The following is a 25,224-nucleotide window of genomic DNA, read 5'->3' as shown; positions in this document are numbered from 1 at the left end:
CCCAGCCTAAGCTGGGTTTTTATTAATCCACTAAAATTATTTAATTTTAGCTTCTTTGTACAGTACGTGTTGACGGACAACTGGATCGAATTTCTTCAGTTCCAATTTTTCCGGCTTAGTACGCTTGTTCTTCGTGGTGGTATAGAAGTGACCAGTACCAGCAGAAGAAACCAGCTTGATCTTCTCGCGAACACCTTTAGCCATGATGCAGTTCCTTAATACTTCTCACCACGGGTACGCAGATCGGCCAAGACCGTCTCAATACCCTTCTTATCGATAACACGCATACCTTTAGCAGATACACGCAGCGTTACAAAGCGCTTCTCAGCCTCAACCCAAAAACGGTGTGAGTGCAGGTTCGGCAGAAAACGGCGTTTGGTCGCGTTCATTGCGTGGGAACGGTTGTTACCGCTCACCGGGCGCTTGCCAGTAACTTGGCAGACTCGGGACATGTCTATTCTCCAAAAATCAAATCAGCTCGAGCTTCGTATAGGGTATGGCCGCCTCGTCAGGCTTTTAGAGCCCATCTCAGCAAACTCCATACTGAGGAGACTCCCGTCATCAGGTCAGAAACCACACATCAGGTTAGAAACCTGCTGAGATAGGCTCTTACGCCAAACCCAAGATTCTCAAAGGTGGCGTAGTATACGCTCTGAGGCGTAAGTGCTCAAGTCCCGAACAGCTAAAGATCCCCGAAGGATCGCGAAAAAATCGCTTAAAGCCATCCGCGCTCGGCAAAAGAGACGCATTCACCCCGACCTATCACCAAATGATCGAGCACTCGGATCTCCAATAACAGGCAGGCATTAACCACATGCTCTGTTATCAAACGGTCAGCGTGACTGGGTTCAGCCTTACCCGAAGGATGATTATGCGCCAGAATAATGGCGGCCGCATTAGCCTTCAACGCTTCACGCACAATTTCTCTCGGGTGCACGACGACGCTGCTGATGGTACCAGCAAACATCTCCTGATGGCGAATAACGCGGTGCTGATTGTCTAAAAACAATACCAAAAACACCTCCCGCTCACGGTGAGCCAGTAAGCTTTGCAGATAATGCTGCGTTATTTTGGGATTGAGCATGGCGTTTTCCTGCGCCAGATGGCCGGAAAAGAAGCGAAACGCCAATTCTGAAATCGCCTGAAGCTGCGCATAGCTCGAATTACCCAATCCTTTGTGGCTGCAGAAAACCTGATGGTCTGCCGACATCAGATGATACAGCGAGCCAAACTGCCCCAACAACTGCTCCGCCAGTTGCATGACATGCAGGCCGGGAAAGCCGGTACGCAGAAAAATCGCCAGCAACTCCGCATCGGACAGCGCCGCCGCGCCGTACCGCAGTAACTTTTCCCGGGGCGCAAGCGCTCCCGGCCACAAGGTCATTACCTGACTGCTCATCATCACCCCCCGAAAGCGTCCAAGCATGCCATGCGGAACAAAGGGGAACGACAGGTGTTTGATAACATTGCGAAGTACTGCGCAAAGCGCAATGTAACAAGCTGCAGAGACAGCGGAATCGCTCACCTGTCTGGCGGTTATGCTAAAATGGCGCATCTTTCGGTTTTCAATCGGACAATCATGATGACGGGACTTTCCGGCAAACATATTGTGCTTGGCATCAGTGGCGGTATCGCTGCGTACAAATGCCCAGAACTGGTGCGCCGCCTGCGTGACAGAGGCGCGGAAGTGCGAGTGGTAATGACCGGCGCGGCGAAAGCGTTCATCACGCCGCTGACGCTGCAGGCGGTTTCCGGCTACCCTGTCTCCGACGATCTGCTGGATCCCGCAGCCGAAGCCGCGATGGGTCACATAGAGCTCGGCAAATGGGCGGATTTAGTGATCCTGGCCCCCGCTACCGCCGATCTGCTGGCACGCGTCGCCGCCGGCATGGCCAACGATCTGCTGACGACCCTTTGCCTGGCGACCGACGCGCCGATAACCGCAGCGCCCGCCATGAACCAGCAGATGTATCGCGCCGCAGCCACCCAGGCCAATCTGCAAACGCTGCAGGCACGCGGCATGTTGCTGTGGGGCCCGGACAGCGGCAGCCAGGCTTGTGGTGATGTTGGCCCTGGCCGCATGCTCGATCCCTTGAACATCGTCGATCTGGCGAACGGTTATTTCTCCGCTTCACAAGATTTGCAACATTTAAAGATTATGATCACCGCCGGCCCAACGCGTGAAGCGCTGGACCCGGTGCGTTTCATCAGCAATCACAGTTCCGGTAAAATGGGCTTCTCTATCGCCCAAGCCGCCGCCGCACGCGGTGCGCAGGTCACCTTGATTGCCGGGCCGGTCAACCAGCCGACGCCGCCGTGGGTAACCCGGGTAGACGTCATCAGTGCGCTGGAAATGGAACACGCAGTGCAGCAGCGCGCCGCCCAGCAGGACATTTTCATTTCCTGTGCTGCCGTAGCCGATTACCGTGCCGGGCAGATCGCCGGTGAAAAAATAAAAAAACAGGGTGATGAAATCATCCTCAAAATGGTAAAAAACCCCGACATCGTTGCCGGCGTCGCCGCAATGACTAAAAATCGCCCCTTTGTCGTGGGGTTTGCCGCCGAAACCCAGAATGTGGAAGAATACGCGCGACAAAAACTGGCGCGTAAGAAACTGGATTTAATTTGCGCTAATGATGTATCGCTTGCAGAGCATGGGTTTAACAGTGACACCAATGCCTTGCACCTTTTTTGGCAGAATGGAGAAAAGCGCCTGGCGCTGAGCGATAAGGCACTCCTTGGCCAACGTTTAATAGACGAGATAGTCAGCCGTTATGATGAAAAAAATCGACGTTAAAATCCTCGACCCGCGTATCGGACAGGATTTCCCTTTACCGACCTACGCCACCCCAGGTTCAGCCGGCCTCGATCTGCGTGCCTGTCTGGACAGCGCGGTTGAACTGGCTCCAGGTGAAACCACGCTGCTGCCTACCGGTCTGGCTATTCACATTGCCGATACCGATCTGGCGGCGGTGATCTTGCCACGCTCAGGTTTGGGCCATAAGCACGGCGTGGTATTGGGCAACCTGGTTGGCCTGATCGACTCCGACTACCAGGGTCAGTTGATGGTTTCCGTCTGGAACCGCGGCCAAAAATCCTTCACCATTGAACCCGGCGAACGTATCGCGCAAATGGTCTTTGTGCCTGTTGTGCAAGCTGAGTTCAATCTGGTAGAAGAGTTCGACAGCAGCGAACGTGGCGCAGGTGGCTTTGGCCACTCGGGTCGCCACTAAGCGCAGCCCAAGACTTGATGGTCGGCAGGGAAATGTCGTCCGAAACCTTGCCGCCCAGAGAGAAGGACATTTCTATGGCAAGGTTTGTCCGGCAACGATTACAGCGCACACCAGGTCGCGCGGAGAACACAGGTCGTTAAGGCCGCTGACCCCAGCATCGTAAAAAAGCTATCACATAAGCCGCACAGAGATCTCTCTGCAATGGCCGGTGCGCGGGTTTCCGAAAGTCTAAGCAGTTTTAGCAAGGGTCTAATCAGACATGGCAGAAAAAGAAAATACCAAAAGGAACAGGCGCGAGGAAATACTGCAGGCGTTAGCCCAAATGCTGGAATCCAGCGACGGCAGCCAGCGTATCACCACTGCGAAACTGGCCGCTAACGTCGGTGTCTCCGAAGCTGCGTTGTATCGGCATTTTCCCAGCAAAACACGGATGTTCGACAGTCTGATCGAATTTATTGAAGACAGCCTGATAACGCGCATCAACCTGATCCTGCAGGACGAAAAAGAAACCTTTAACCGCCTGCGCCTGATCCTGTTGCTGATCTTGGGGTTTGCCGAACGTAACCCTGGCCTGACGCGCATCATGACCGGCCATGCGCTGATGTTTGAGCAGGACCGCTTGCAGGGAAGGATCAGCCAGCTGTTTGAACGTATAGAGGCGCAGCTGCGGCAGGTACTGAAAGAGCGCAAACTGCGGGAAGGCAAAGGCTTTGTCGTGGATGAAACACTGCTGGCCAGCCAACTGCTGGCATTCTGCGAAGGTATGCTGTCACGCTACGTGCGCTCCGAGTTCCGTTACCGTCCTACGCAAGACTTCGACGGCCGCTGGCCGCTGCTGGCGGCACAGCTGCAATAAACCGTTGTCAGGCGCGTTTTGGCGCGCCTGACAACGTGAATAGCGCGTTAAACTCCGTACTGTTCACGATAGGCGCGCACCGCCGCCAGACTCGCCGCCATTTCCGGTTTCTCTTCCAGATAAGCAATCAGATCTTTCAGCGTCACAATGGAAATCACCTTACAGTGATAGTCGCGCTCGACTTCCTGAATAGCCGAAATCTCCGCACGCCCGCGTTCCTGACGGTCCAGGGAGATCAACACCCCAGCCAACGTCGCACCGCTGGCACCGATGATTTCCATCGACTCACGGATTGCGGTGCCGGCGGTGATCACATCGTCCACCAGCATCACTCGGCCCTGCAGCGGGCTGCCCACCAAAGTGCCGCCTTCGCCGTGGGTTTTGGCTTCTTTACGGTTAAAGCAGTAAGGTACGTCGCGTTCATGGTGTTCCGCCAGCGCTACCGCCGTGGTGGTGGCGATCGGGATACCTTTGTATGCCGGGCCAAACAGCAGATCAAAATCGATGCCGGAGTCCATCAGCGCTTCGGCGTAGAAGCGTCCTAACAACGCGAGATCACGCCCGGTATTAAACAGGCCGGCATTAAAGAAATACGGGCTGGTACGGCCGGATTTCAGAGTGAACTCACCGAATTTCAATACCTGCTTGTTAAGCGCGAACTCGATAAACTGGCGCTGATAGGCTTTCATTACTGCTTCTCCTCGTCTGGGTCTGTTAGATCTGTTATTACTGCCACCCGATAGTCGGGCGTAAAAAAGGCGACTCTTCAGTCGCCTTAAAAATTACTCTGCCAGCGCCGCTTTCTGCGCCTGGAAGATGGTTTCGATGCCCCCTCGAGCCAGCGCCAATAGCGCCAACAGCTCGTCGTGGCTGAAGGGTTCGCCCTCGGCGGTGCCCTGCACCTCGATCATGCGGCCGTCTTCCATCATCACCACGTTCATATCGGTTTCTGCCGCAGAGTCTTCGACGTACTCCAGATCGCACAGCGCTTCGCCCTTGACGATACCGACAGACACTGCAGCCACCAGCCCTTTCATTGGGTTGGCCTTCAGTTTGCCCGCAGCAACCAATGCATTAAGCGCATCAGCCAGCGCAACGCAGGCACCGGAAATGGAGGCGGTACGGGTGCCGCCATCAGCCTGCAGTACGTCGCAATCCAGGGTAATGGTGAACTCACCCAGTTTTTTCAGATCGACCGCCGCACGCAGCGAACGGGCGATCAGGCGCTGAATTTCCAGCGTACGGCCGCCCTGCTTGCCTTTTGCGGCCTCGCGAGCGTTACGGCTGTGGGTGGAGCGCGGCAGCATGCCGTATTCGGCGGTGATCCAACCCTGGCCCTGACCTTTCAAGAAGCGCGGAACGCCCTCTTCTACCGTGGCGGTGCACAAAACTTTGGTATCGCCAAACTCAACCAGCACTGAACCTTCAGCGTGTTTGGTATAGTGACGGGTCAATGTCAGTGGGCGAACTTGTTGTGGTGCTCTGCCTGCAGGACGCATGGGTTCTCTCCGGCTTCTAATCTACGATTGGCTGCGCATTATACGGGCTTCGTGACGTAATGCCTATCCTGCCCGGAGGTCCAACGTTATAATCGTTCCATCTTTTCCTATTACGGGTACGCATCAATGATCCGCAGCATGACCGCCTACGCACGGAGTGAAATCAAGGGTGAATGGGGCAGCGCAGCTTGGGAGCTGCGTTCCGTTAACCAACGCTATCTAGAAACCTACATCCGTTTACCGGAACAATTCCGCAGCCTGGAGCCGGTGATCCGCGAACGTATCCGTGGCCGTCTGACCCGTGGCAAAGTGGAATGCAACCTGCGCTTCGAGCTGGACCCGAGCGCGCAAAGCTCGCTGATCCTGAACGAAAAACTGGCTAAACAGCTGGTTGAAGCCGCCAACTGGGTAAAAATGCAGAGCGACGAAGGGGAAATCGATCCTATCGACGTCTTGCGTTGGCCGGGCGTGATGTCTGCTCAGGAGCAGGATCTGGACGCCATCAGCGCACAGCTGATGCAGGCTCTGGACAGCGCATTGGATGATTTCATCACCGCTCGCGAAAGCGAAGGCACCGCGCTGAAAGCCCTGATCGAACAGCGCCTCGACGGCGTCAGCGCCGAAGTGATCAAAGTGCGCGCCCAGATGCCAAACATCCTGCAATGGCAGCGTGAGCGCCTGGTCAGCAAGCTGGAAGAAGCTCAGGTGCAGTTGGAAAACACTCGCCTGGAACAGGAGCTGGTGTTGATGGCGCAACGTATTGACGTTGCCGAAGAGCTGGACCGTCTGGAAGCCCACGTAAAAGAAACGCATAACATCCTGAAGAAGAAAGAAGCCGTGGGCCGCCGCCTCGACTTTATGATGCAGGAGTTTAACCGCGAATCGAACACGCTGGCCTCCAAGTCGATTAATGCCGAAGTCACCACTTCCGCTATCGAACTGAAAGTGCTGATCGAGCAAATGCGCGAGCAGATCCAGAACATCGAGTGATATTTTCTTCACTAACCAAAACCCGCGCTATGCGGGTTTTTTTATGAACTAACCCTATATATACCTGGCCGCCTGCTGTTCGGTAATTAGCCCCATTTTTTGCAGTTGAACGGCGATGGCCCAAGTGGTGCGTTCAAATTCGCTGCTCAATGCCTCAAGCGTTCCGCCCTCTGCATAGCTCTCCTGCAGCCGCTGTTTTTCCTCCTCTGCCCAAGGGAAATGCGATTTCGCCGGCCGTCCCTCGGCAATATTTTTCTGCTGCCGCTCTTCCGGTGACAGCTTTACTTTCTTCTGGCGCTCCGGCTCAACCTGAAACTCCTCGGCCAATGCAAACAGTAGCCGAATCGCCTCCGGCGAGCCGGTCATTGACGCCGTACCCAGCAACTCCCCCGTCTCGGGGTTAATGCCATTTGCCAACGCCCGCAACATTGCCTGTGTCTTCATATCCGCATCCTCATCCTGAGAAAGTAGGCCGTCTTTTGCGGCGAAATAGTGAACTCTTTTTCTCTCTCAGCGCGGAAAAAATCAATAGTTAAGCGGGATGACGTTCAGATTATGCGGGACAGATTCCAGCCGGCCCGCTCCATCGGCGATGGGTTTACAGGCATCTTCGCCGTAAAAGCGAGGCTTTTACGAAAAACTGCGACGATCACCCAGAGAATGACAATCCATAACCCATACCAGCCGCCCGAAGTATTTTGTTCTAATTATCACGTAAGGTAATGAAAGGCGGGCTAAGCTGTGGCTAAATGTGTTTTTTTCATGCCCGCAAGCCGTACGGACCCTTTATGCCGCAAATTCTGCAATTTATTTTCGCCCTGGTGGTGATCATCGCCCTGGCGTTGCTGGTCAGCAACGATCGCAAGAGAATCCGCCTGCGCTATATTATTCAGCTGTTGGTCATTGAAGGTGCACTCGCCTATTTCTTCCTGCATTCAGAAAGTGGCCTCAGCGTAATCAGGCACGTCGCCGGCTTCTTTGAAACGCTGCTGACCTACGCAGCGCAAGGCTCCGACTTTGTTTTCGGTGGCATGAGCAAGGACGGGCTGGCGTTCATTTTCCTGGGCGTTTTGTGCCCGATTATCTTTATTTCCGCGCTAATCGGTATTTTGCAGCACTTTCGTATTCTGCCGCTGATTATCCGCCTGGTCGGCACCCTGCTGTCCAAGGTTAACGGCATGGGCAAGCTGGAGTCTTTCAACGCCGTCAGCACGCTGGTACTCGGTCAGTCGGAAAACTTCATCGCCTATAAGGGAATCATCGGCGATATTTCGCCGCGCCGCATGTACACCATGGCCGCAACCGCCATGTCGACGGTCTCCATGTCCATCGTTGGCGCCTACATGTCGATGATCGATGCGCAATACGTGGTTGCGGCGCTGATCCTCAATATGTTCAGCACCTTTATCATTCTGTCGATCATCAACCCTTATCAACTGGACGATGAGCCTGAGCTGAAACTGAACAAACTGCATGAAGATCAGAGCTTCTTTGAAATGCTGGGCGAATACATTCTGGCGGGCTTCAAGATTGCGATGATTATCGCCGCGATGCTGATTGGTTTTATTGCGCTGATCTCTGCGGTAAATGCTCTGTTCTCCGCCGTGTTCGGCATCAGCTTCCAGCAAATTCTGGGCTACGTGTTTTATCCGCTGGCCTGGTTGATCGGCATCCCGGCGCAGGATGCGTTGCGGGCCGGCAGCATCATGGCGACCAAGTTGGTGGCCAATGAATTCGTGGCGATGATCGAGTTGAAGAAAATTGCGGCGGAACTGTCGCCGCGCGGCCTGGGTATTCTGTCCGTGTTCCTGGTCTCCTTTGCCAACTTTGCCTCTATCGGCATCGTCGCCGGGGCGATCAAAGGGCTGAATGAACGACAAGGCAACGTGGTATCCCGCTTTGGCCTGAAGCTGGTCTATGGTTCAACGCTGGTCAGCCTGCTCTCGGCAGCCATCGCAGGGTTGGTGCTGTAAGCAATATCCCGGCCCCGGCCGGGATCACCTCAGAACGCGACGCACACCGGCGCATCAACGCGCATCACCGAATCCTGCGCAAACTGCTGCTTATAGCTGCTGCGCAGCGCCTCGATGTCGGTTTCACTGTCCTTGCCCGGCGCATGAATCAGCATCAATGCCTTGCTGTTCTCGCGCGCCAGCTTGCCATCATTGCCCAGCCACTGCCCTTTGGCATCAAACACCGACAGGCCGTCTTTAAAGCGCGGCGTCACCTGCCGATCGACAAAACCCTGCCACTCTGCTGCGGTAATCACCGGTCCGGTTGGGCGGTTCAAACCGAAATAAAGCGTGGTTTGGACCATCGGATCGCCGGTGCCGCAAACCCTCGGCTTTTGCTGCGTGGCATTTTGGGCCGTTGCAACACAGCCGCTCAACAACAGGGCGGTAACCAAGGCCGCCGCCAGCATGGGAGTATTTTTCATTTTATATTCATATTCCTCGGTGGGCACACCCGTCATCAGCCTGAAATACACCGCCGATGCGCAGCGTAAAGATAGAATGCAAAAAGCATAGTCAGCTCTAGAAACTAACACGAAATATCTAATACCTGTATGGTCATTGAAAGGTTAAAAAAGGCCAACAACAAGTCAGATAAACCACTGCCAGATTAATTAAAGTAATCCGAATAGGCATTGGTTAGAAAAACTCAGTAGCGATATGCACCGTCGGCGATTACCCTTTCGGCCTTACACTCACTCCCGCCCACCCTGTGAATACCTTATGTTACTGAGCATTCTTTATATTATCGGCATCACCGCCGAAGCCATGACCGGCGCGCTGGCTGCCGGCCGCCGCCAGATGGATATGTTTGGCGTGATTATTATCGCTTCGGCCACAGCTATTGGCGGTGGCTCGGTGCGCGATATGCTGCTCGGGCACTTTCCGTTGGGGTGGGTCAAGCATCCTGAATATATCGTGATTGTCGCCATTGCCGCGATTGTCACTACCTGGGTAGCGCCGCTGATGCGCCACTTGCGTCGCCTGTTCCTGGTGCTGGACGCCGTTGGCCTGATTGTATTTTCAATCATCGGGGCGCAGGTCGCTCTGGATATGGGCCACGGCCCTATCATCGCCGCCATTGCGGCTGTCATCACCGGCGTGTTCGGTGGCGTGCTGCGCGATATGCTTTGCAACCGCATCCCTCTGGTTTTCCAGAAGGAAATCTATGCCGGTATTTCCTTCGCCGCCGCCTGGCTGTACATCGGCCTGCAACACTTCAGCCTGCCGCATAACCTGGTCGTCATCATCACGCTGGTCGCCGGCCTGAGCGCCCGCTTGATCGCCCTGCGCTTTCGCCTGGGGCTACCGGTATTCAACTACCAGCATCCAGACCATTAATACGGCTCATCTCAGAGGCAACATATGCTGCGCCAGGTAGTCTACAAAGACCCTCACCTTGGGCAGCATATGCCGGCTTGACGGCCACAGAGCTGAGAAAAATCCCTGCTCCTGCGTATGTTGATCCAACACCGCCACCAGTTGCCCGGCGTTAATGGCCGAACATAGCGTAAAATCCGGCAGGTAAGCGATGCCCAATCCTTCCTGGGTGGCGTGGATCAGGGCTTCAATGCTGTTGCAGCTCAGCGTCACCGGGATTCGTTGGGAAACCGGCTCTCCATCAGAAAACAACCTCCACTCCTGCAGTTGCTGACCCCCCGGGTAGCGGTAGCGCAGGCAGGCATGCTCGAGCAAATCTTCCGGCCCCTGCGGCACGCCCCGACGCTGTAAATACTCAGGCGCACCCGCCAGTATCAACCGGAACGGCCCCAGCCGCCGGGCCATCAGCCGGGAATCCGCCAACTCACCGCTGCGAACCGCCACGTCGATTCCCTCGGCGATCAGATCCACCATCCGGTCATTGAAGTCCACGTCCAGCTCAACCTCGGGATAAAGCGCGCTGAAATCAGCAAGCAGAGGGACCAACATTCGATAGCCGATAGCCGGCATACTCACGCGCAGCTTGCCGCGCGGCGCGTCGGAGATCCTCGCCATTTCGGCTTCGGCATTTTCAATTTCGCTGACGATGCGTTGGCAGCGTTCAAAAAACAATGTCCCCTCATCGGTGAGATTGATACGCCGGGTGCTGCGGTTAAACAGCCTGACGCCCAACGACTCCTCAAGCCTGGCCACGCTTTTTCCGACGGCAGAGGCGGACACGCCCAGCCGCTCACCTGCGGCGACAAAACTGCGTAGCTCGGCAGCGCGCACAAAGGCCAATAGGCCACTGAGGCTGTCCATAGGATCTCCAATTAGAGCGTTATTGTCCTTAAAGAGTGGAATATAGCCCCATTTTTAGCCAATTAAATCCACTTTATCATCCATCCCAACCGACAATACTGCCGCTGGAGCTCATCATGAACCATCCTTACCGTCTTCCAGACCCCGCTCCCGATCCGCAACGCTGGATTATCCTGTTCTCCGTCTGCCTGGCGGGGTTGATTATGCCGATTAACTTTACCGGCCCGGCAGTCTCTTTACCCGCTATCGCCGCCAGCCTTGGCGGCAGCGTAGTCGCCCTCAGTTGGGTCACCAACGCCTTTATGCTGACCTTTGGCTGCAGCCTGATGATTGCCGGCGCGCTCGCCGATCGCTTTGGCCGCAAACGCGTGTTCATCAGCGGCCTGGCGGTGCTTACCCTAAGCTCGATGGTTATGCTGATGGTGCAGGACATCATCGCCTTTGATTTAATACGTGCGCTACAGGGTGTTGCCGCCGCAGCGGCGTTTGCCGGAGGAACCGCCGGCCTGGCTCAGGTATTCGATGGCGCAGAACGCGCCAAAGCCTTCAGCCTGTTGGGAACCACCTTTGGCATCGGCCTGGCATTTGGCCCGCTGCTGGCCGGTTTTTTGGTACAGCATTTTGATTGGCGCGCGATTTTTATCAGCGTGTCGCTGTTCAGCGCCATCGCCCTGTTCGCCGGTATACGCTATATGCATGAGTCGCGCGATCCCGCAGCGGCCAAACTCGACTGGCCCGGCGCGGCCACCTTTACGCTGGCTCTGACATTATTGACTTATGCCGTACTGCAAGCCCCCGACAGCGGTTGGGGCAGCCGTGAAGTCATCGCTCTGTTCAGCGGCGCGCTGCTTTTCATGATTGCCTTTGTCGCGATCGAGAATCACGTGCGCAGGCCGATGCTTGATCTGTCTTTATTCCGCTATCCGCGCTTTGTCGGCGTACAGTTTCTGGCGGCCGCCCCGGCCTATTCCTACGTGGTGCTGCTGGTTTTACTCCCGCTGCGCTTTATTGGCATCGAAGGTTACGGCACCCTGGAGGCGGGTATCGTTATGTTCGCACTCTCGGCGCCAATGCTGGTATTGCCTGTGCTGGCAGGCATGTTGGCGCACCGGTTTTCCGCCGGTATCATTTCCAGCCTGGGTTTACTGATCTGCGCCTTCGGCCTGCTATGGCTGGCGCAATATGCGCCGGGGAAGCCCTTCGTGCTATTGATTCTGCCGCTGTTGACCATTGGCTGCGGCATCAGCTTGCCCTGGGGATTAATGGACGGCCTGGCAGTCAGCGTGGTGCCGAAGGATCGCGCAGGCATGGCTACCGGCATTTTTAGCACCGTCCGCGTGGCGGGCGAAGGTATCGCACTCGCCGTGGTGGGTGCGTTGCTGGCCACCCTGGTTGAACAGCATCTACCGGGCTCTCCGCTGGCCAATGCGGCCGCCGGCGCCCATCGGCTGGCAATGGGCGACCTGCAACAAGCGGCGGCACTGCTGAATGTCGATACTGCGGCCTTGAAACAGAGCTACGAAGCCGCATTTCATAACCTGCTGTATATTCTGGCGTTAATGACGGCGATTTCCGCAGGCATCGTTTTTATTTTCCTGCGTCATGCCTCACCCCCGCCGATCACGCATCCACAGACCACAGACGCAAACTCACTTGTCGAGAGATCGACGGAGTAACAGCACTTCACCGGGTTCCGACAAAACCTGTTATTTCCTGTGCCTCCAGCGTGCTGACCAGCGTCAGAAATGGCGGATGCTGCAAAAAACCGATGATTTGCTCGGCCTTTTTCGCGCCTATCCCGGTCATTTTTCGCCACTCTCCTACGGGGAGTTGCCGTATCTGATGCCAGCTTTTCAACGCCGGCGTTTGTTGCAGGCTCAGCGGCACGCCTAAGGCTATCAGCCAGCGAGCAAACGGTTGCTGTCGCGCCTGCTGAAATTGCCGGTGGATGCTTCGTCCGCGTTTATCACCGATGCCGGGCGCTGACATCAGTTGCTCCGGCGTCAAAACCAGCCAATCCAGCAAGTGCCGCACCAGCCCCTGATCAATCAGCACCTGCCAGGTGGATTCACTGACGCCGTGCAGGCCGAGTCCCTGTGGACCACCCAACCACACCAGCCGCGCCAGAAACTGCTGGCGACACTCCGGCAGCCAGGTAAAACAACTCAAAGCATGGTAGCGATCGGCAGCCGGCGCACTGGGCTCGATTCTTTCTGTGGTCCGCCAGGCCACTTTATCCAGACGCGGGATCCCGTGCCCCATCAGGCTAATAGCCACCTGGTCACCTGGCACAACCGCCCACTGCCGCCAGCGGGACAGCGATCCCAGGTTAACCCGCGCGACCCACTTATCATCCATCCTGATAGGATCAAGTTTCAGCACCGCGGCAATCTTTCCGGTACGGCCTACACTGAACTCGACATCATTGACCCTGGCGACCTGCTGCACCGGCGGATACTTCCAGGCAACCGCCCAATCGCCGGGCTTTGCCTGCCAGTAGCGCCCTTGCGGTGAGCGCGCCTGATGAATCACCACGCCATCCGTGACGAAGGGCAATGCTTCGCGATACCAACGCTCACGCCATTGCCGCACGTCGTCCAGTGAACTCACGGGCTGTGAATAAGCCAACGCGAGAGGGAATCCCATTGCGGCAAGCTGCTGCAAACGCTGAGTCATTTCCTGCGGGCCATCCGGCCATGCCCAGACAAACAGACCTATCTGTTGCAAGACCGGCGAAAGCCGGTTTTTCATCAGCGCACCGGCTACCGTGGATCGGGCATTGATGCCGCCATGAATCTTTTGCTGATGACCGTTCACCATCAGAAAGAGTTCGCCCTGCAGAATCAACGTCGCCGGCGCGCCCTTCACCGCCGCCGGTATCGCCGGAATAGCCCGCACCTTTTCCAGCCAGTTTTCCCCCTGTAGCCCGTTTCCCCGGCTGACCGCTGCCGCCAGTTCCCCATCGCGATACACCAAAGTAATAGCGACGCCGTCCACCTTTGGCTGAACCCAGACATCGCTGCGGCCTCGCAACCATTGGCCCACGGCTGCAGGATCCGCCAATTTATGCAGCCCGGTGTGCGCCACCGGGTGAGGCGTCTTGCCCGCCGGTAAAAGCGGGCTGGGCTCCTCGACCCTTTCCAGCCCGGCGCAACGGTGCCACAACTGCAGCTTTTGCCGCAGGCTGTCGTAGACCTCATCCTCAATCAAACTGTCGCCCTGTTGGTAATAAGCCACATCCCAGCGTTCAAGCTGGTTTTTTAACGTGGTTATCTCCAGTTGCAGCCGCTCCGGTCGCCACGCCGGACAACTTTCTGCCCGCAGCGCACCGCAGAACATTACCCCGACCAACAGCGTCATCCCGACCCGTATTCCACATTTTCGCATAGCGCACCTCCCTGATAACCGGCAGTAAAACCGGGTAGCGGCGCCTCGGCAACGGGCAGTTTTCCGAACTGCCTAGCGGCTCGAGAAAGGGTGACTGCGTTACATGAAATCGCGGAAATTTACCGATCCGCTGCGCAAATCCGCCGTTTAGCGGTTTTTTCAGCACAAAGCGGCGGGCAAAATGCGAGCTAACGCTGCACCCGGCGCGTTAGCCGTGTATACTGTGCGGAGAAAATACACATCCGCTGTTATTGGCACATCAACCGCTATCAACGAACATCATCATGGCTCAAGGCACGCTTTTTATTGTCTCTGCCCCCAGTGGCGCAGGGAAATCAAGTCTGATTCAGGCTTTGTTAAAGACGCAACCGCTGTACGACACGCAGGTTTCGGTTTCGCACACCACGCGCGACAGCCGCCCGGGTGAACATCACGGCGAACATTATTTCTTCGTCTCAAAAGATGAATTCCGCCGGATGATTGAGCAGGATGCGTTTCTTGAGCATGCCGAAGTGTTCGGCAACTATTACGGGACCTCACGCGCCGCCATTGAGCAGGTGCTGTCGACCGGCGTAGACGTCTTCCTGGATATCGATTGGCAGGGTGCGCAGCAGATCCGCGCTAAAATGCCGCAGGCGCGCAGCATCTTTATTTTGCCGCCGTCGAAAGATGAACTTGGCCGTCGCTTGCGTGGCCGCGGGCAAGACTCCGAAGACGTGATCGCCAAACGCATGGCGCAAGCCGTAGCGGAGATGACGCACTACGCGGAGTATGATTATTTAATCGTGAACGATGATTTCGATCTGGCCCTGTCCGATCTGAAAACCATTATTCGCGCCGAGCGCCTGCGTTTAGGCCGGCAATTACTGCGGCATGACGCTTTAATCAGCAAACTATTGGCAGACTGAAGACAGTTTCAGTATTATGCCCAGTCTTTTCGTCACCTGTGGAGTAGCACAAATATGGCACGCGTAACTGTTCAAGACGCTGTAGAGAAAATTGGTAACCGTTTTGACCTGGTGTTGGTCGCTGCTCGTCGGGCACGTCAAATCCAGACTGGCGGTAAAGATGCACTTGTTCCGGAAGAAAACGACAAGTACACCGTTATCGCTCTGCGCGAAATCGAAGAAGGCCTGATCACCAGCCAGATCCTCGATGTTCGTGATCGTCAGGAGCAGCAAGAGCAGGAAGCCGCAGAAATTCAAGCGGTTACCGCAATTGCTGAAGGTCGTCGTTAATTAGACTGCGAGTCTGCCTTGTACCTGTTTGAAAGCCTGAATCTGCTGATTCAACGTTACCTGCCTGAGGAGCAGATTAAGCGCCTCAAACAGGCATACCTCGTTGCACGTGATGCTCACGAGGGACAGACACGCTCCAGCGGTGAGCCCTACATTACTCACCCGGTCGCCGTGGCCTGCATTCTGGCGGAAATGCGTCTCGATCATGAGACGCTGATGGCAGCGCTGCTGCATGACGTCATCGAAGACACCCCGGCCACCTACCAGGATATGGAACAACTGTTCGGCAAGAGCGTCGCTGAACTGGTTGAAGGCGTATCCAAGCTCGACAAGCTGAAGTTCCAGGATAAGAAAGAAGCCCAGGCGGAAAACTTCCGCAAAATGATCATGGCGATGGTGCAGGATATCCGCGTCGTGCTGATCAAGCTGGCCGACCGCACGCACAATATGCGTACCCTGGGTTCGCTGCGTCCTGACAAACGTCGGCGTATCGCGCGTGAAACCCTGGAAATCTACAGCCCCTTGGCCCATCGCCTGGGTATTCACCACCTGAAGACCGAGCTGGAAGAGCTGGGTTTTGAGGCGTTGTACCCGAACCGCTACCGTGTAATCAAAGAAGTGGTGAAAGCCGCTCGCGGTAACCGTAAGGAGATGATCCAAAAGATTCTCTCCGAGATCGAAGGCCGATTGAACGAAGCCGGCATTCCTTGCCGCGTCAGTGGGCGAGAAAAGCATCTGTATTCCATCTACCTCAAGATGCACCTGAAAGAACAGCGGTTCCATTCGATTATGGACATCTACGCGTTTCGGGTGATCGTGAAGGAAGTCGATACCTGTTACCGCGTGCTGGGCCAGGCCCACAGCCTGTATAAACCGCGCCCGGGCAGGGTCAAAGACTATATCGCCATTCCCAAGGCCAACGGCTACCAATCGCTGCACACATCCCTGATCGGCCCTCACGGCGTGCCGGTTGAAGTGCAGATCCGTACCGAAGATATGGATCAGATGGCAGAAATGGGGGTGGCCGCGCACTGGGCTTATAAAGAAAAAGAACAGGGCGAAACCGGCACCACCGCACAAATCCGCGCCCAGCGCTGGATGCAAAGCTTGCTGGAGTTGCAGCAAAGCGCCGGCAGTTCATTTGAATTTATCGAGAGCGTGAAATCCGATCTGTTCCCGGATGAGATTTACGTTTTCACCCCGGAAGGCCGCATCGTTGAACTGCCTGCGGGCGCAACGCCGGTCGACTTCGCCTATGCAGTGCATACCGATATCGGTCATGCCTGCGTTGGCGCCCGCGTCGATCGACAGCCCTATCCGCTGTCGCAGTCGCTGAGCAGCGGTCAGACGGTGGAAATCATCACCGCACCGGGTGCCCGACCAAACGCCGCCTGGCTGAACTTTGTCGTCAGCTCGAAAGCGCGCGCCAAAATCCGCCAGATGCTGAAAAACCTCAAGCGCGATGACTCGGTCGGCCTCGGCCGCCGCTTGCTGAACCATGCGTTGGGCGGTAGCCGCAAACTGGCAGAAATTCCACCGGAAAATATCCAGCACGAGCTGGATCGCATGAAACTGGCGACCCTGGACGATCTGCTGGCTGAAATCGGCCTCGGCAACGCCATGAGCGTGGTGGTGGCGAAAAACCTGCAGGGTGACCAATCCAACCTGGGCACCTCCTCCGGGGTTCGTAACCTGGCGATCAAGGGCGCAGACGGCGTGCTGATCACCTTCGCCAAGTGCTGCCGACCTATTCCGGGCGACCCGATCATTGCCCACGTCAGCCCGGGCAAAGGGCTGGTGATCCACCATGAATCCTGCCGAAATATCCGCGGCTACCAGAAAGAGCCTGAGAAATTCATGGCGGTAGAGTGGGATAAGGACATCGAGCAGGAGTTCATCGCCGAGATCAAAGTGGACATGTTTAACCATCAGGGCGCGCTGGCCAACCTGACGGCGGCCATCAACGCGGCCGAGTCCAATATTCAGAGCCTGAATACCGAAGAGAAAGACGGCCGGGTTTATAGCGCCTTTATTCGCCTGACCACCCGCGATCGCATCCATCTGGCAAATATTATGCGTAAAATCCGTATCATGCCGGATGTGATTAAAGTTAACCGTAACCGAAATTAGCGCCTATGAGCCCTGAACGCTATGCGCGGATTTGTGAAATGCTGGCAACCCGGCAGCCGGATCTGACGGTCTGCCTGGAACAGGTACACAAACCGCATAACGTCTCCGCCATTATCCGCACCGCCGACGCCGTCGGCGTGCACCAGGTGCATGCCGTGTGGCCGACCTCACGCATGCGCACCCTGGTTTCCTCCGCTGCCGGCAGCAACAGCTGGGTCAACGTAAAAACCCACCGCACCATCTCTGACGCAGTGACCCACCTGAAAGATCAAGGTATGCAGATTCTGGCGACCCACCTTTCCGCCCGCGCGGTTGATTTCCGCGAGGTGGATTACACCCGCCCAACCTGCGTGCTGCTGGGCCAGGAAAAAACCGGTATCACCGAAGAAGCGCTGGCCTTGGCCGACCAGGACATCATCATTCCGATGATCGGCATGGTGCAATCCCTCAACGTGTCGGTCGCCTCCGCCTTGATCTTGTACGAAGCGCAGCGCCAACGCCACAACGCCGGTATGTACCTGCGCACCCACAGCGCGCTGGACGAAGAAGAACAACAACGCCTGCTGTTCGAGGGCGGTTACCCGGTGCTGGCCAACGTCGCCAAGCGCAAAGGGCTGCCGCGTCCGCAGATTGACCAACAGGGCCAGGTGGTCGCCGACGCCGAATGGTGGGCAACCATGCAGGCAACGGTACGCCGATGAAAGGCCGCCTGCTGGACGCCGTCCCTCTCACCACGCTTTCCGGGGTTGGAGCCAGCCAGGCGGGCAAGCTGGCCAAAATTGGCCTGGAAACCATTCAGGACCTGCTGCTGCACCTCCCGCTGCGTTATGAAGACCGCACCCGTCTCTATCCGATCAACGATCTGCTGCCGGGCATTTTTGCCACGGTGGAAGGCGAAGTGCTGCGTAGCGATATCAGTTTTGGCCATCGGCGTATGCTGACCTGCCAAATCAGCGACGGTACCGGCTTGCTCACCATGCGTTTCTTTAACTTCAACGCAGCGATGAAAAACAGCCTGGCCGCAGGCCGACGCGTGACCGCTTACGGTGAGATCAAACGCGGTAACCTCGGCGCAGAAATCATCCACCCGGAATACCGCATTCAGGGGGAAAGCAGCGAGGTTGAGCTGCAAGAATCACTGACGCCGGTTTATCCGACCACCGAAGGCATCAGGCAGGCCACACTGCGCAAGCTGACCGATCAGGCGCTGGAGCTGCTGGACACCTGCGCCATCGCCGAACTGCTGCCACCGGAACTCAGTGGCGGGCTGATGAGCCTGCCGCAGGCACTGCACACCCTGCACCGCCCGCCGCCGGATATCCAGCTGGAAGATTTGGAACAGGGCAAGCATCCGGCGCAAAAACGCCTGATCCTGGAAGAGCTGCTGGCGCATAACCTCAGCATGCTGGCGGTACGCGCCGGCGCGCAGAGTTATCAGGCGCTGCCGCTGATGCCGGATGACCGTCTGAAACAACAATTTCTCGCCGAATTGCCGTTCTCGCCGACCGGCGCGCAAGAGCGCGTGGTGGCCGATATCGAAGCCGATATGCAAAAAGGCTTCCCGATGATGCGGTTGGTACAAGGTGATGTCGGCTCAGGCAAAACGCTGGTAGCAGCGCTGGCGGCGCTACGCGCCATCGCCCACGGCAAACAGGTGGCATTGATGGCGCCCACCGAACTGCTGGCCGAACAACACGCCAATAACTTCCGCCAGTGGTTTGAACCGCTGGGGCTTGAAGTCGGCTGGCTGGCCGGCAAGCAAAAAGGCAAGGCACGCATTGCTCAGCAGGAAGCGATCGCCAGCGGAAAAGTGTCGATGGTGGTCGGTACGCACGCCATCTTCCAGGAACAGGTACAGTTTTCCGGCCTGGCGCTGGTGATCATCGACGAACAGCACCGGTTTGGCGTGCACCAACGGCTGGCTCTGTGGGAAAAGGGCGAGGAGCAAGGCTTCCATGCCCACCAGTTGATCATGACCGCCACGCCAATCCCACGCACGCTGGCAATGACCGCCTATGCCGATCTCGATACCTCGGTGATCGACGAACTGCCGCCAGGCAGGACGCCGGTCACCACCGTCGCCATTCCTGACACCCGGCGCGCCGATATTATCCAGCGGGTAAAAAGCGCCTGTATGGAAGAAGGCCGGCAGGCGTACTGGGTCTGTACGCTGATCGAAGAGTCGGAGTTGCTGGAAGCGCAGGCGGCAGAAGCCACCTGGGAAGAGTTGAAGACTGCGCTGCCCGAACTGAAAGTCGCTCTGGTTCACGGCCGCATGAAAGCACAGGAAAAGCAGGCGGTAATGCAGGCCTTTAAACAGGGTGAGTTACAGCTGTTGGTGGCAACCACAGTGATCGAAGTGGGCGTCGACGTACCGAACGCCAGCCTGATGATCATCGAAAACCCGGAGCGGCTTGGATTGGCGCAACTGCATCAGTTGCGCGGCCGCGTTGGCCGTGGCGCTGTGGCATCGCATTGCGTGCTGTTGTACAAAACCCCGCTGAGTAAAACTGCGCAGAAACGTCTGCAGGTACTGCGCGACAGTAACGATGGCTTCGTGATTGCCCAGCGCGATCTGGAAATTCGTGGCCCAGGCGAGCTGCTTGGGACGCGCCAGACCGGCAGCGCGGAGTTCAAGGTGGCCGACTTGCTGCGCGACCAGGCAATGATACCGGAAGTGCAACGCGTCGCCCGTCATATTCATCAGCAGTACCCGGAACATGCCCGCGCCCTGATTGAACGCTGGCTACCGGAGAAAGCGCGCTACTCCAACGCCTGACCCTCAGCCATAGACAAAGGCGCCAATGGCGCCCTTGCTTTACCTCTCGAACGTTATTCAGCCCACCGCCGGGAACACCGGCAACAGCAGATACAGCTTAATCACGATCGCGTTGGCGATATCGATAAAGAACGCACCCACCATCGGCACCACCAGAAACGCCAGATGCGAGGGACCGAAGCGATCGGTAATCGCCTGCATATTGGCGATCGCCGTTGGCGTAGCGCCCATGCCAAAACCACAGTGACCCGCAGCCAGTACCGCCGCATCGTAGTTTTTGCCCATCACCCGGTAAGTGACGAAAATCGCGTAGAGCGCCATCACCAGTGTCTGCACAGCCAGAATGGCCAGCATCGGCAGCGCCAGCGACGCCAGCTCCCACAGGCGCAGGCTCATCAGCGCCATGGCCAGAAACAGTGACAGGCTGACGTTCCCCAGCACCGACACCGCCCGTTCGAACACGGTGTAAAAACCGCTGAACGCCAGCGTATTGCTGAGGATCACGCCAACAAACAGCACGCAAACAAAGTTTGGCAATTCAAACACCGTGCCATTCAACAGGCCGGCAATAAACTGCCCCAGGCTCAAGCAGATGGCGATCATCGCGATAGTTTCTATCATCACCAAGGACGTGATCAGTCGACCGCTTTCCGGCTTTTCAAAACCGCTCGGTTGCACGCTATCTTCCGGTGTGCCCTCCGGCGTAGAGGAGTGTTTCACCAGGTAACGCGCCACCGGACCACCGATCAGGCCGCCCAGCACCAGGCCGAAAGTCGCACAGGCCATCGCCACTTCGGTCGCGTTTTCAAACCCATAGCGCTCGATAAACAGCTTGCTCCAGGCTGCGCCGGTACCATGACCGCCGGATAGCGTAATTGAACCGGCGATCAGACCCATCAGCGGATCCAGACCCAGTATTTTCGCCATGCCGATGCCAATGGCGTTCTGCACCAGCAGCAGGCCCAGCACCACAAACAGGAACACCATTAGCGCTCTGCCACCCGCGCGCAGCCGCGCCAGGTTGGCATTCAGGCCGATGGTGGCGAAGAAGGCCAGCATCAACGGGTCTTTCAGCGACATATCGAAGCTGATTTCCCAGTTAGCGAACTTTTTCAGGGCTAACAACAAGAGCGCCACCAGCAAACCACCGGCGACAGGTGCGGGAATAGTGTATTTTCGCAACAGCGGAATGCTTGTGACGCATTTGCCCCCAAGGAGCAAAACCAGCGTTGCCGCGACTAACGTGCCATAAGTATCAAGATGAAACATCCGGGTACTCCCTGTAACGGAAAAGATCCAATAAGAAATAATAAGTTATAGAAAACCGCTTAGTTTTTAAAACTTGATGAGGGTGGGATTAGAAGTAAAAAATGCTGAGAAGACAAGAAAAAATGAACAAAAATACGACATAAGCATTGATAACCCCGACGTAACATTAGGGCGCAACCGTTTGCTTTTGCGGGGTGGATCATTAAAATGCCTGCTTTGCCGTTTCTGGAAATGTCACATCATGACCATGCCATCCACCGAGCTTGATGCCGTGCAAAAAGCCGCCGTAACGCCCCACACCAGCGAACTGATTTATCGCCTGGAAGACCGGCCGCCGCTGCCGCAAACGCTGTTTGCCGCCGGTCAGCATCTGCTGGCGATGTTCGTGGCGGTCATCACCCCGGCTCTGTTGATCTGTCAGGCGCTCGGTCTGCCGGCACAGGATACTCAGCACATTATCAGCATGTCGCTGTTTGCCTCCGGTCTGGCCTCCATTCTGCAAATTAAAACCTGGGGACCCATCGGTTCCGGCCTGCTGTCGATTCAGGGCACCAGTTTCAACTTTGTTTCGCCACTGATTATGGGCGGGCTGGCGCTGAAGAACGGCGGTGCCGACGTCCCCACCATGATGGCCGCGCTATTCGGCACGCTGATGGTCGCTTCCTGCACCGAGATCTTGCTCTCCCGCGTGCTGCACCTGGCGCGACGCATCATCACCCCGCTGGTCTCCGGCATTGTGGTGATGATTATCGGGTTGTCGCTGATTCAGGTTGGGCTGACCTCCATCGGCGGCGGTTATGCCGCGATGAGCGGAGGCAGCTTCGGCGCACCGAAAAATCTGCTGCTGGCCGGCGCGGTATTGGCGGTGATTATTCTGCTTAACCGTCAGCGCAACCCGTACCTGCGCGTCGCCTCGCTGGTGATCGCCATGGCGGTCGGCTACCTGCTGGCCTGGGCGATGGACATGCTGCCTGCAAGCCAACCGGCTCCGCAAACGGCGACAGTCACCCTGCCGATCCCGCTGTATTACGGCCTGGGCTTTGACTGGAGCCTGCTGCTGCCGCTGATGCTGATCTTTATGGTCACCTCGCTGGAAACCATCGGCGACATCACCGCTACCTCAGACGTGTCGGAACAGCCGGTCAGCGGCCCGCTGTATATGAAGCGCCTGAAGGGCGGCGTGCTGGCCAACGGCCTGAACTCGATGCTGTCGGCGGTGTTCAACACCTTCCCCAACTCCTGTTTTGGTCAGAACAACGGCGTGATCCAACTGACCGGAGTTGCCAGCCGTTACGTCGGTTTTGTGGTGGCGCTGATGCTGATCGCGCTGGGCTTGTTCCCGGCAGTGGCCAATTTCGTGCAACATATTCCTGAGCCGGTGCTTGGCGGCGCTACCCTGGTGATGTTCGGCACCATCGCCGCCTCCGGCGTGCGTATCGTGTCACGCGAAAGGCTGAACCGCCGCGCGATCATGATCATGGCGCTGTCGCTGGCCGTCGGTATGGGCGTTTCTCAGCAACCGCTGATCCTGCAGTTCGCACCGGATTGGCTGAAAACCCTGCTCTCCTCAGGCATTGCCGCCGGCGGCATCACCGCCATCGTGCTCAACCTGGTGTTCCCGCACGAACACGAGAAGCCATAATCCGCCGCGCTGCCTGCCACAAACGGCCGCTTGCGGCCGTTTCAGACTGCTGACAAAGCCTGTTATTAGGGAGAGCGTGCCGAAGGGGTCGTAGCGGCTTGCCGCCGGAGCGCCCCTCGGTGCCATAGGCCCGGGTATCTCGGGCTCAAAGGCAACGTTGTCATCAACCTCAAACGGCCGCTTGCGGCCGTTTTTTATTGCCTATCAGACCATTGCACTTGAGATGCCCGGCCAATTGCGGCATAAACAGGGTATCTTTTTTGACCGACGCGGATGTAGACGATGAAATTTATCGGAAAACTGTTGCTGACGTTGCTGCTGCTGGTAGTGCTTGCCATTGTGCTGTTATACGTCGTGGGGCAAACCGGCTGGGCGGCGGGCTGGCTTAGCCGTTGGATCAGCGACAACAGCGAATATCGCCTGTCGGTGGCAAAAATCTCGCACTCATGGAATCAGCCGGGCCAAATCAGCCTGGAAGACGTCCAACTGGCCAAAAATAACCAGCCGCAGGCGTTGGTCGCCAAACGGGTAGATCTCGGCCTGAGCCTGCGCCAAATCACTGAACCGCGCTATTTTCACAGCGTAACGCTGCGCGACGGCACGCTTACCGTTCAGCCGCAAGCCGCGACACTGCCGGTGCAGGCCGATGTGTTGCAGTTAAGCAATATGGCGCTGCAGTCCAGCGATGAAACCTGGCAGCTCAATGCGCAGCAGGTCAATGCCGGCATTACGCCCTGGCAACCCAAAGCCGGCCATCCGCTGGGAGAAAACAATCAGTTCCAGTTCAGCGCCGGCTCGATGACGCTGAACGGTATCCCGGCTTCGCAGGTGCTGGTACAGGGTGAACTTAAACAGAACCAGCTGAAGCTCAACAACTTCGGTGCCGATCTGGCTCAGGGTGACCTGACCGGGGTTGCCAGCCGCGCCGCCGACGGCAGTTGGCAGGTGGAACGCCTGCGGCTGAGCGGTGTGCGCATGCAAACTCCGCTGACGCTGGCCGAATTCTGGCAACGCTTTACCGCCCTGCCACCGGTCACTCTCAAACGTTTTGATCTGATCGACGCGCGACTGGAAGGCAAGGAGTGGGCGTTCAACGATCTCGATCTGTCGCTGCAGAACATCACCGTCCAGCAGGGCGACTGGCGCAGCGAGGACGGTTCGCTGAACTTCAACGCCAGCGATCTGATCAACGGGGGTTTCCACCTGATCGACCCGATCATGAATATGCGGCTTTCACCGGCCGGTATCGCCATTCAGCAGTTCACCAGCCGCTGGGAAGGCGGATTGTTGCGCACCTCCGGCAACTGGCTGCGCGCCAACAATCGCCTGCAACTGGACGAAGTGGCCGTCGCCGCACTGGAATACACTTTACCTTCAGATTGGCGCGCACTGTGGCTGAAACCGCTGCCGCACTGGCTGGCGGAGGTTTACGTCAACAAGCTGACCACCAATCGCAACCTGATCATCGATATTAATCCGGACTTCCCGTTCCAGATCACCGCGCTGGACGGCTACGGCGGTAATCTGCTGTTGGCGCGTGACCACCAGTGGGGCATTTGGTCCGGCACGCTGAACCTGAACGGCAGCGAAGCCACCTTCAACAAGATTGACGTTAGACGCCCATCGCTGGCGCTAAACGCTAACGACGGGCAGATCAACGTCACCGACCTAAGCGCCTTTATGCCAAAAGGATTACTGGAAGCCAAAGCCACGGTCGAACAACTGCCGGGCAAACCCTTTACGCTGTCGTTGAACGGCCGCTCGGTGCCGGTGAATACTTTGCAGCAATGGGGATGGCAGTCGGTTCCGCTGGAAGGTGACGGAAATCTGCAGTTGCAGTTGAAAGGGTTGCTGAACAGCGATGGCCCGTTTAAATCTTCACTTAAGGGCGAACTGCAGGCCACCGCCGGCGATGGCCGTACGGTCGACCAACAGTTACCCTAGGCTT

At 56.9% G+C, this 25,224-nt stretch carries 24 protein-coding genes; 14 read left to right on the top strand and 10 right to left on the bottom strand.

The window, feature by feature from the left end; all coding sequences use genetic code 11:
• Positions 1 to 36 precede the first annotated feature (36 nt).
• From rpmG to radC, 3 genes are all read right to left on the bottom strand, one after another.
• Positions 37 to 204 (bottom strand): 50S ribosomal protein L33, encoded by a 168-nt coding sequence (gene rpmG, locus SPL01S_RS22505; protein WP_002208990.1) that lies wholly within the window; start codon positions 202 to 204, stop codon positions 37 to 39.
• A gap of 11 nt (positions 205 to 215) precedes the next feature.
• Complete coding sequence (rpmB, locus tag SPL01S_RS22500; RefSeq protein ID WP_004953342.1) at positions 216 to 452, bottom strand: 50S ribosomal protein L28; 237 nt, start codon at positions 450 to 452, stop codon at positions 216 to 218.
• A gap of 263 nt (positions 453 to 715) precedes the next feature.
• Positions 716 to 1,399, bottom strand: coding sequence for a RadC family protein (gene radC / locus SPL01S_RS22495; protein ID WP_062869072.1), 684 nt, complete (start codon positions 1,397 to 1,399; stop codon positions 716 to 718).
• 180 nt (positions 1,400 to 1,579) lie between these two features.
• Here radC and coaBC point away from each other — a divergent pair, with 180 nt between their 5' ends.
• The 3 genes from coaBC (at position 1,580) to slmA (ending at position 4,089) form a co-directional block, all read left to right on the top strand.
• On the top strand, positions 1,580 to 2,797 hold the full coding sequence (gene coaBC / locus SPL01S_RS22490; protein WP_063202934.1) for a bifunctional phosphopantothenoylcysteine decarboxylase/phosphopantothenate--cysteine ligase CoaBC: 1,218 nt from the start codon (positions 1,580 to 1,582) through the stop codon (positions 2,795 to 2,797).
• Positions 2,775 to 3,233, top strand: a complete 459-nt coding sequence (gene dut / locus SPL01S_RS22485) for a dUTP diphosphatase (protein WP_043912776.1) — start codon at positions 2,775 to 2,777, stop codon at positions 3,231 to 3,233. The genes coaBC and dut overlap by 23 nt, the downstream gene beginning before the upstream one ends.
• A 259-nt stretch (positions 3,234 to 3,492) precedes the next feature.
• Complete coding sequence (gene slmA, locus SPL01S_RS22480) at positions 3,493 to 4,089, top strand: nucleoid occlusion factor SlmA (RefSeq protein ID WP_004953358.1); 597 nt, start codon at positions 3,493 to 3,495, stop codon at positions 4,087 to 4,089.
• A 47-nt stretch (positions 4,090 to 4,136) separates the two neighbouring features.
• On the opposite strand, the gene pyrE is transcribed toward slmA, so the two are convergent.
• Both pyrE and rph read right to left on the bottom strand, forming a co-directional pair.
• Positions 4,137 to 4,778, bottom strand: coding sequence for an orotate phosphoribosyltransferase (gene pyrE / locus SPL01S_RS22475; protein WP_004953362.1), 642 nt, complete (start codon positions 4,776 to 4,778; stop codon positions 4,137 to 4,139).
• A gap of 93 nt (positions 4,779 to 4,871) precedes the next feature.
• Positions 4,872 to 5,588 carry a ribonuclease PH gene (gene rph, locus SPL01S_RS22470; protein WP_004953365.1) on the bottom strand — a complete coding sequence of 239 codons (717 nt, stop codon included), beginning with the start codon at positions 5,586 to 5,588 and terminating at the stop codon, positions 4,872 to 4,874.
• Between the two features lie 126 nt (positions 5,589 to 5,714).
• On the opposite strand from rph, the gene SPL01S_RS22465 reads away from it, so the two are divergent.
• Positions 5,715 to 6,578 carry a YicC/YloC family endoribonuclease gene (locus tag SPL01S_RS22465; protein ID WP_006328929.1) on the top strand — a complete coding sequence of 288 codons (864 nt, stop codon included), beginning with the start codon at positions 5,715 to 5,717 and terminating at the stop codon, positions 6,576 to 6,578.
• Between the two features lie 54 nt (positions 6,579 to 6,632).
• Here the strand turns inward: SPL01S_RS22465 and SPL01S_RS22460 are convergent, their stop codons facing one another.
• Positions 6,633 to 7,022, bottom strand: coding sequence for a hypothetical protein (locus SPL01S_RS22460; protein ID WP_063202932.1), 390 nt, complete (start codon positions 7,020 to 7,022; stop codon positions 6,633 to 6,635).
• Positions 7,023 to 7,366: 344 nt separating this feature from the next.
• Here SPL01S_RS22460 and SPL01S_RS22455 point away from each other — a divergent pair, with 344 nt between their 5' ends.
• Positions 7,367 to 8,551: a NupC/NupG family nucleoside CNT transporter gene (locus SPL01S_RS22455; RefSeq protein ID WP_063202930.1), complete on the top strand. Its 1,185-nt coding sequence runs from the start codon at positions 7,367 to 7,369 to the stop codon at positions 8,549 to 8,551.
• Positions 8,552 to 8,580: 29 nt separating this feature from the next.
• Here the strand turns inward: SPL01S_RS22455 and SPL01S_RS22450 are convergent, their stop codons facing one another.
• The gene (locus tag SPL01S_RS22450; protein ID WP_063202936.1) at positions 8,581 to 9,015 is read right to left on the bottom strand and encodes a DUF3574 domain-containing protein; all 435 of its coding nucleotides are present in this window, start codon (positions 9,013 to 9,015) and stop codon (positions 8,581 to 8,583) included.
• A gap of 298 nt (positions 9,016 to 9,313) precedes the next feature.
• Between SPL01S_RS22450 and SPL01S_RS22445 the strand changes: the two genes are divergently transcribed.
• Positions 9,314 to 9,931 carry a trimeric intracellular cation channel family protein gene (locus SPL01S_RS22445; protein WP_006320142.1) on the top strand — a complete coding sequence of 206 codons (618 nt, stop codon included), beginning with the start codon at positions 9,314 to 9,316 and terminating at the stop codon, positions 9,929 to 9,931.
• Between the two features lie 6 nt (positions 9,932 to 9,937).
• On the opposite strand, the gene SPL01S_RS22440 is transcribed toward SPL01S_RS22445, so the two are convergent.
• Positions 9,938 to 10,831: a LysR family transcriptional regulator gene (locus SPL01S_RS22440; protein ID WP_063202928.1), complete on the bottom strand. Its 894-nt coding sequence runs from the start codon at positions 10,829 to 10,831 to the stop codon at positions 9,938 to 9,940.
• Between the two features lie 116 nt (positions 10,832 to 10,947).
• Between SPL01S_RS22440 and SPL01S_RS22435 the strand changes: the two genes are divergently transcribed.
• On the top strand, positions 10,948 to 12,507 hold the full coding sequence (locus tag SPL01S_RS22435) for an MFS transporter (protein ID WP_063202925.1): 1,560 nt from the start codon (positions 10,948 to 10,950) through the stop codon (positions 12,505 to 12,507).
• Positions 12,508 to 12,514: 7 nt separating this feature from the next.
• Here SPL01S_RS22435 and ligB read toward each other — a convergent pair whose 3' ends face one another.
• Complete coding sequence (gene ligB, locus SPL01S_RS22430) at positions 12,515 to 14,218, bottom strand: NAD-dependent DNA ligase LigB (protein ID WP_232246039.1); 1,704 nt, start codon at positions 14,216 to 14,218, stop codon at positions 12,515 to 12,517.
• 284 nt (positions 14,219 to 14,502) lie between these two features.
• Here ligB and gmk point away from each other — a divergent pair, with 284 nt between their 5' ends.
• Genes gmk through recG form a run of 5 tightly spaced genes read left to right on the top strand, consistent with a single transcriptional unit; the run spans position 14,503 to position 20,365 of the window.
• Positions 14,503 to 15,126, top strand: coding sequence for a guanylate kinase (gmk, locus tag SPL01S_RS22425; protein ID WP_004953384.1), 624 nt, complete (start codon positions 14,503 to 14,505; stop codon positions 15,124 to 15,126).
• 54 nt (positions 15,127 to 15,180) lie between these two features.
• Complete coding sequence (rpoZ, locus tag SPL01S_RS22420) at positions 15,181 to 15,456, top strand: DNA-directed RNA polymerase subunit omega (RefSeq protein ID WP_004953385.1); 276 nt, start codon at positions 15,181 to 15,183, stop codon at positions 15,454 to 15,456.
• Positions 15,457 to 15,474: 18 nt separating this feature from the next.
• Positions 15,475 to 17,586 carry a bifunctional GTP diphosphokinase/guanosine-3',5'-bis pyrophosphate 3'-pyrophosphohydrolase gene (gene spoT, locus SPL01S_RS22415; RefSeq protein WP_006320163.1) on the top strand — a complete coding sequence of 704 codons (2,112 nt, stop codon included), beginning with the start codon at positions 15,475 to 15,477 and terminating at the stop codon, positions 17,584 to 17,586.
• Positions 17,587 to 17,591: 5 nt separating this feature from the next.
• Positions 17,592 to 18,287: a tRNA (guanosine(18)-2'-O)-methyltransferase TrmH gene (gene trmH, locus SPL01S_RS22410; RefSeq protein ID WP_013815038.1), complete on the top strand. Its 696-nt coding sequence runs from the start codon at positions 17,592 to 17,594 to the stop codon at positions 18,285 to 18,287.
• Positions 18,284 to 20,365, top strand: coding sequence for an ATP-dependent DNA helicase RecG (gene recG / locus SPL01S_RS22405; protein WP_063202921.1), 2,082 nt, complete (start codon positions 18,284 to 18,286; stop codon positions 20,363 to 20,365). Before trmH ends, recG begins: the two co-directional genes overlap by 4 nt.
• A gap of 57 nt (positions 20,366 to 20,422) precedes the next feature.
• Here the strand turns inward: recG and gltS are convergent, their stop codons facing one another.
• Positions 20,423 to 21,634 carry a sodium/glutamate symporter gene (gene gltS, locus SPL01S_RS22400; protein ID WP_004953394.1) on the bottom strand — a complete coding sequence of 404 codons (1,212 nt, stop codon included), beginning with the start codon at positions 21,632 to 21,634 and terminating at the stop codon, positions 20,423 to 20,425.
• A gap of 241 nt (positions 21,635 to 21,875) precedes the next feature.
• Here gltS and SPL01S_RS22395 point away from each other — a divergent pair, with 241 nt between their 5' ends.
• Both SPL01S_RS22395 and SPL01S_RS22390 read left to right on the top strand, forming a co-directional pair.
• A complete protein-coding gene (locus SPL01S_RS22395) occupies positions 21,876 to 23,276 on the top strand; it encodes a nucleobase:cation symporter-2 family protein (RefSeq protein ID WP_063202919.1) in 1,401 nt (466 codons plus the stop codon).
• A gap of 282 nt (positions 23,277 to 23,558) precedes the next feature.
• On the top strand, positions 23,559 to 25,220 hold the full coding sequence (locus SPL01S_RS22390) for an AsmA family protein (protein ID WP_063202917.1): 1,662 nt from the start codon (positions 23,559 to 23,561) through the stop codon (positions 25,218 to 25,220).
• Positions 25,221 to 25,224: the final 4 nt, after the last annotated feature.

Source organism: Serratia plymuthica NBRC 102599 (assembly GCF_001590925.1).
Taxonomy (GTDB): Bacteria; Pseudomonadota; Gammaproteobacteria; order Enterobacterales; family Enterobacteriaceae; genus Serratia; species Serratia plymuthica.
The sequence above is the reverse complement of the archived record's forward strand: the minus strand, read 5'-3'. Positions and strand labels throughout refer to the sequence as shown.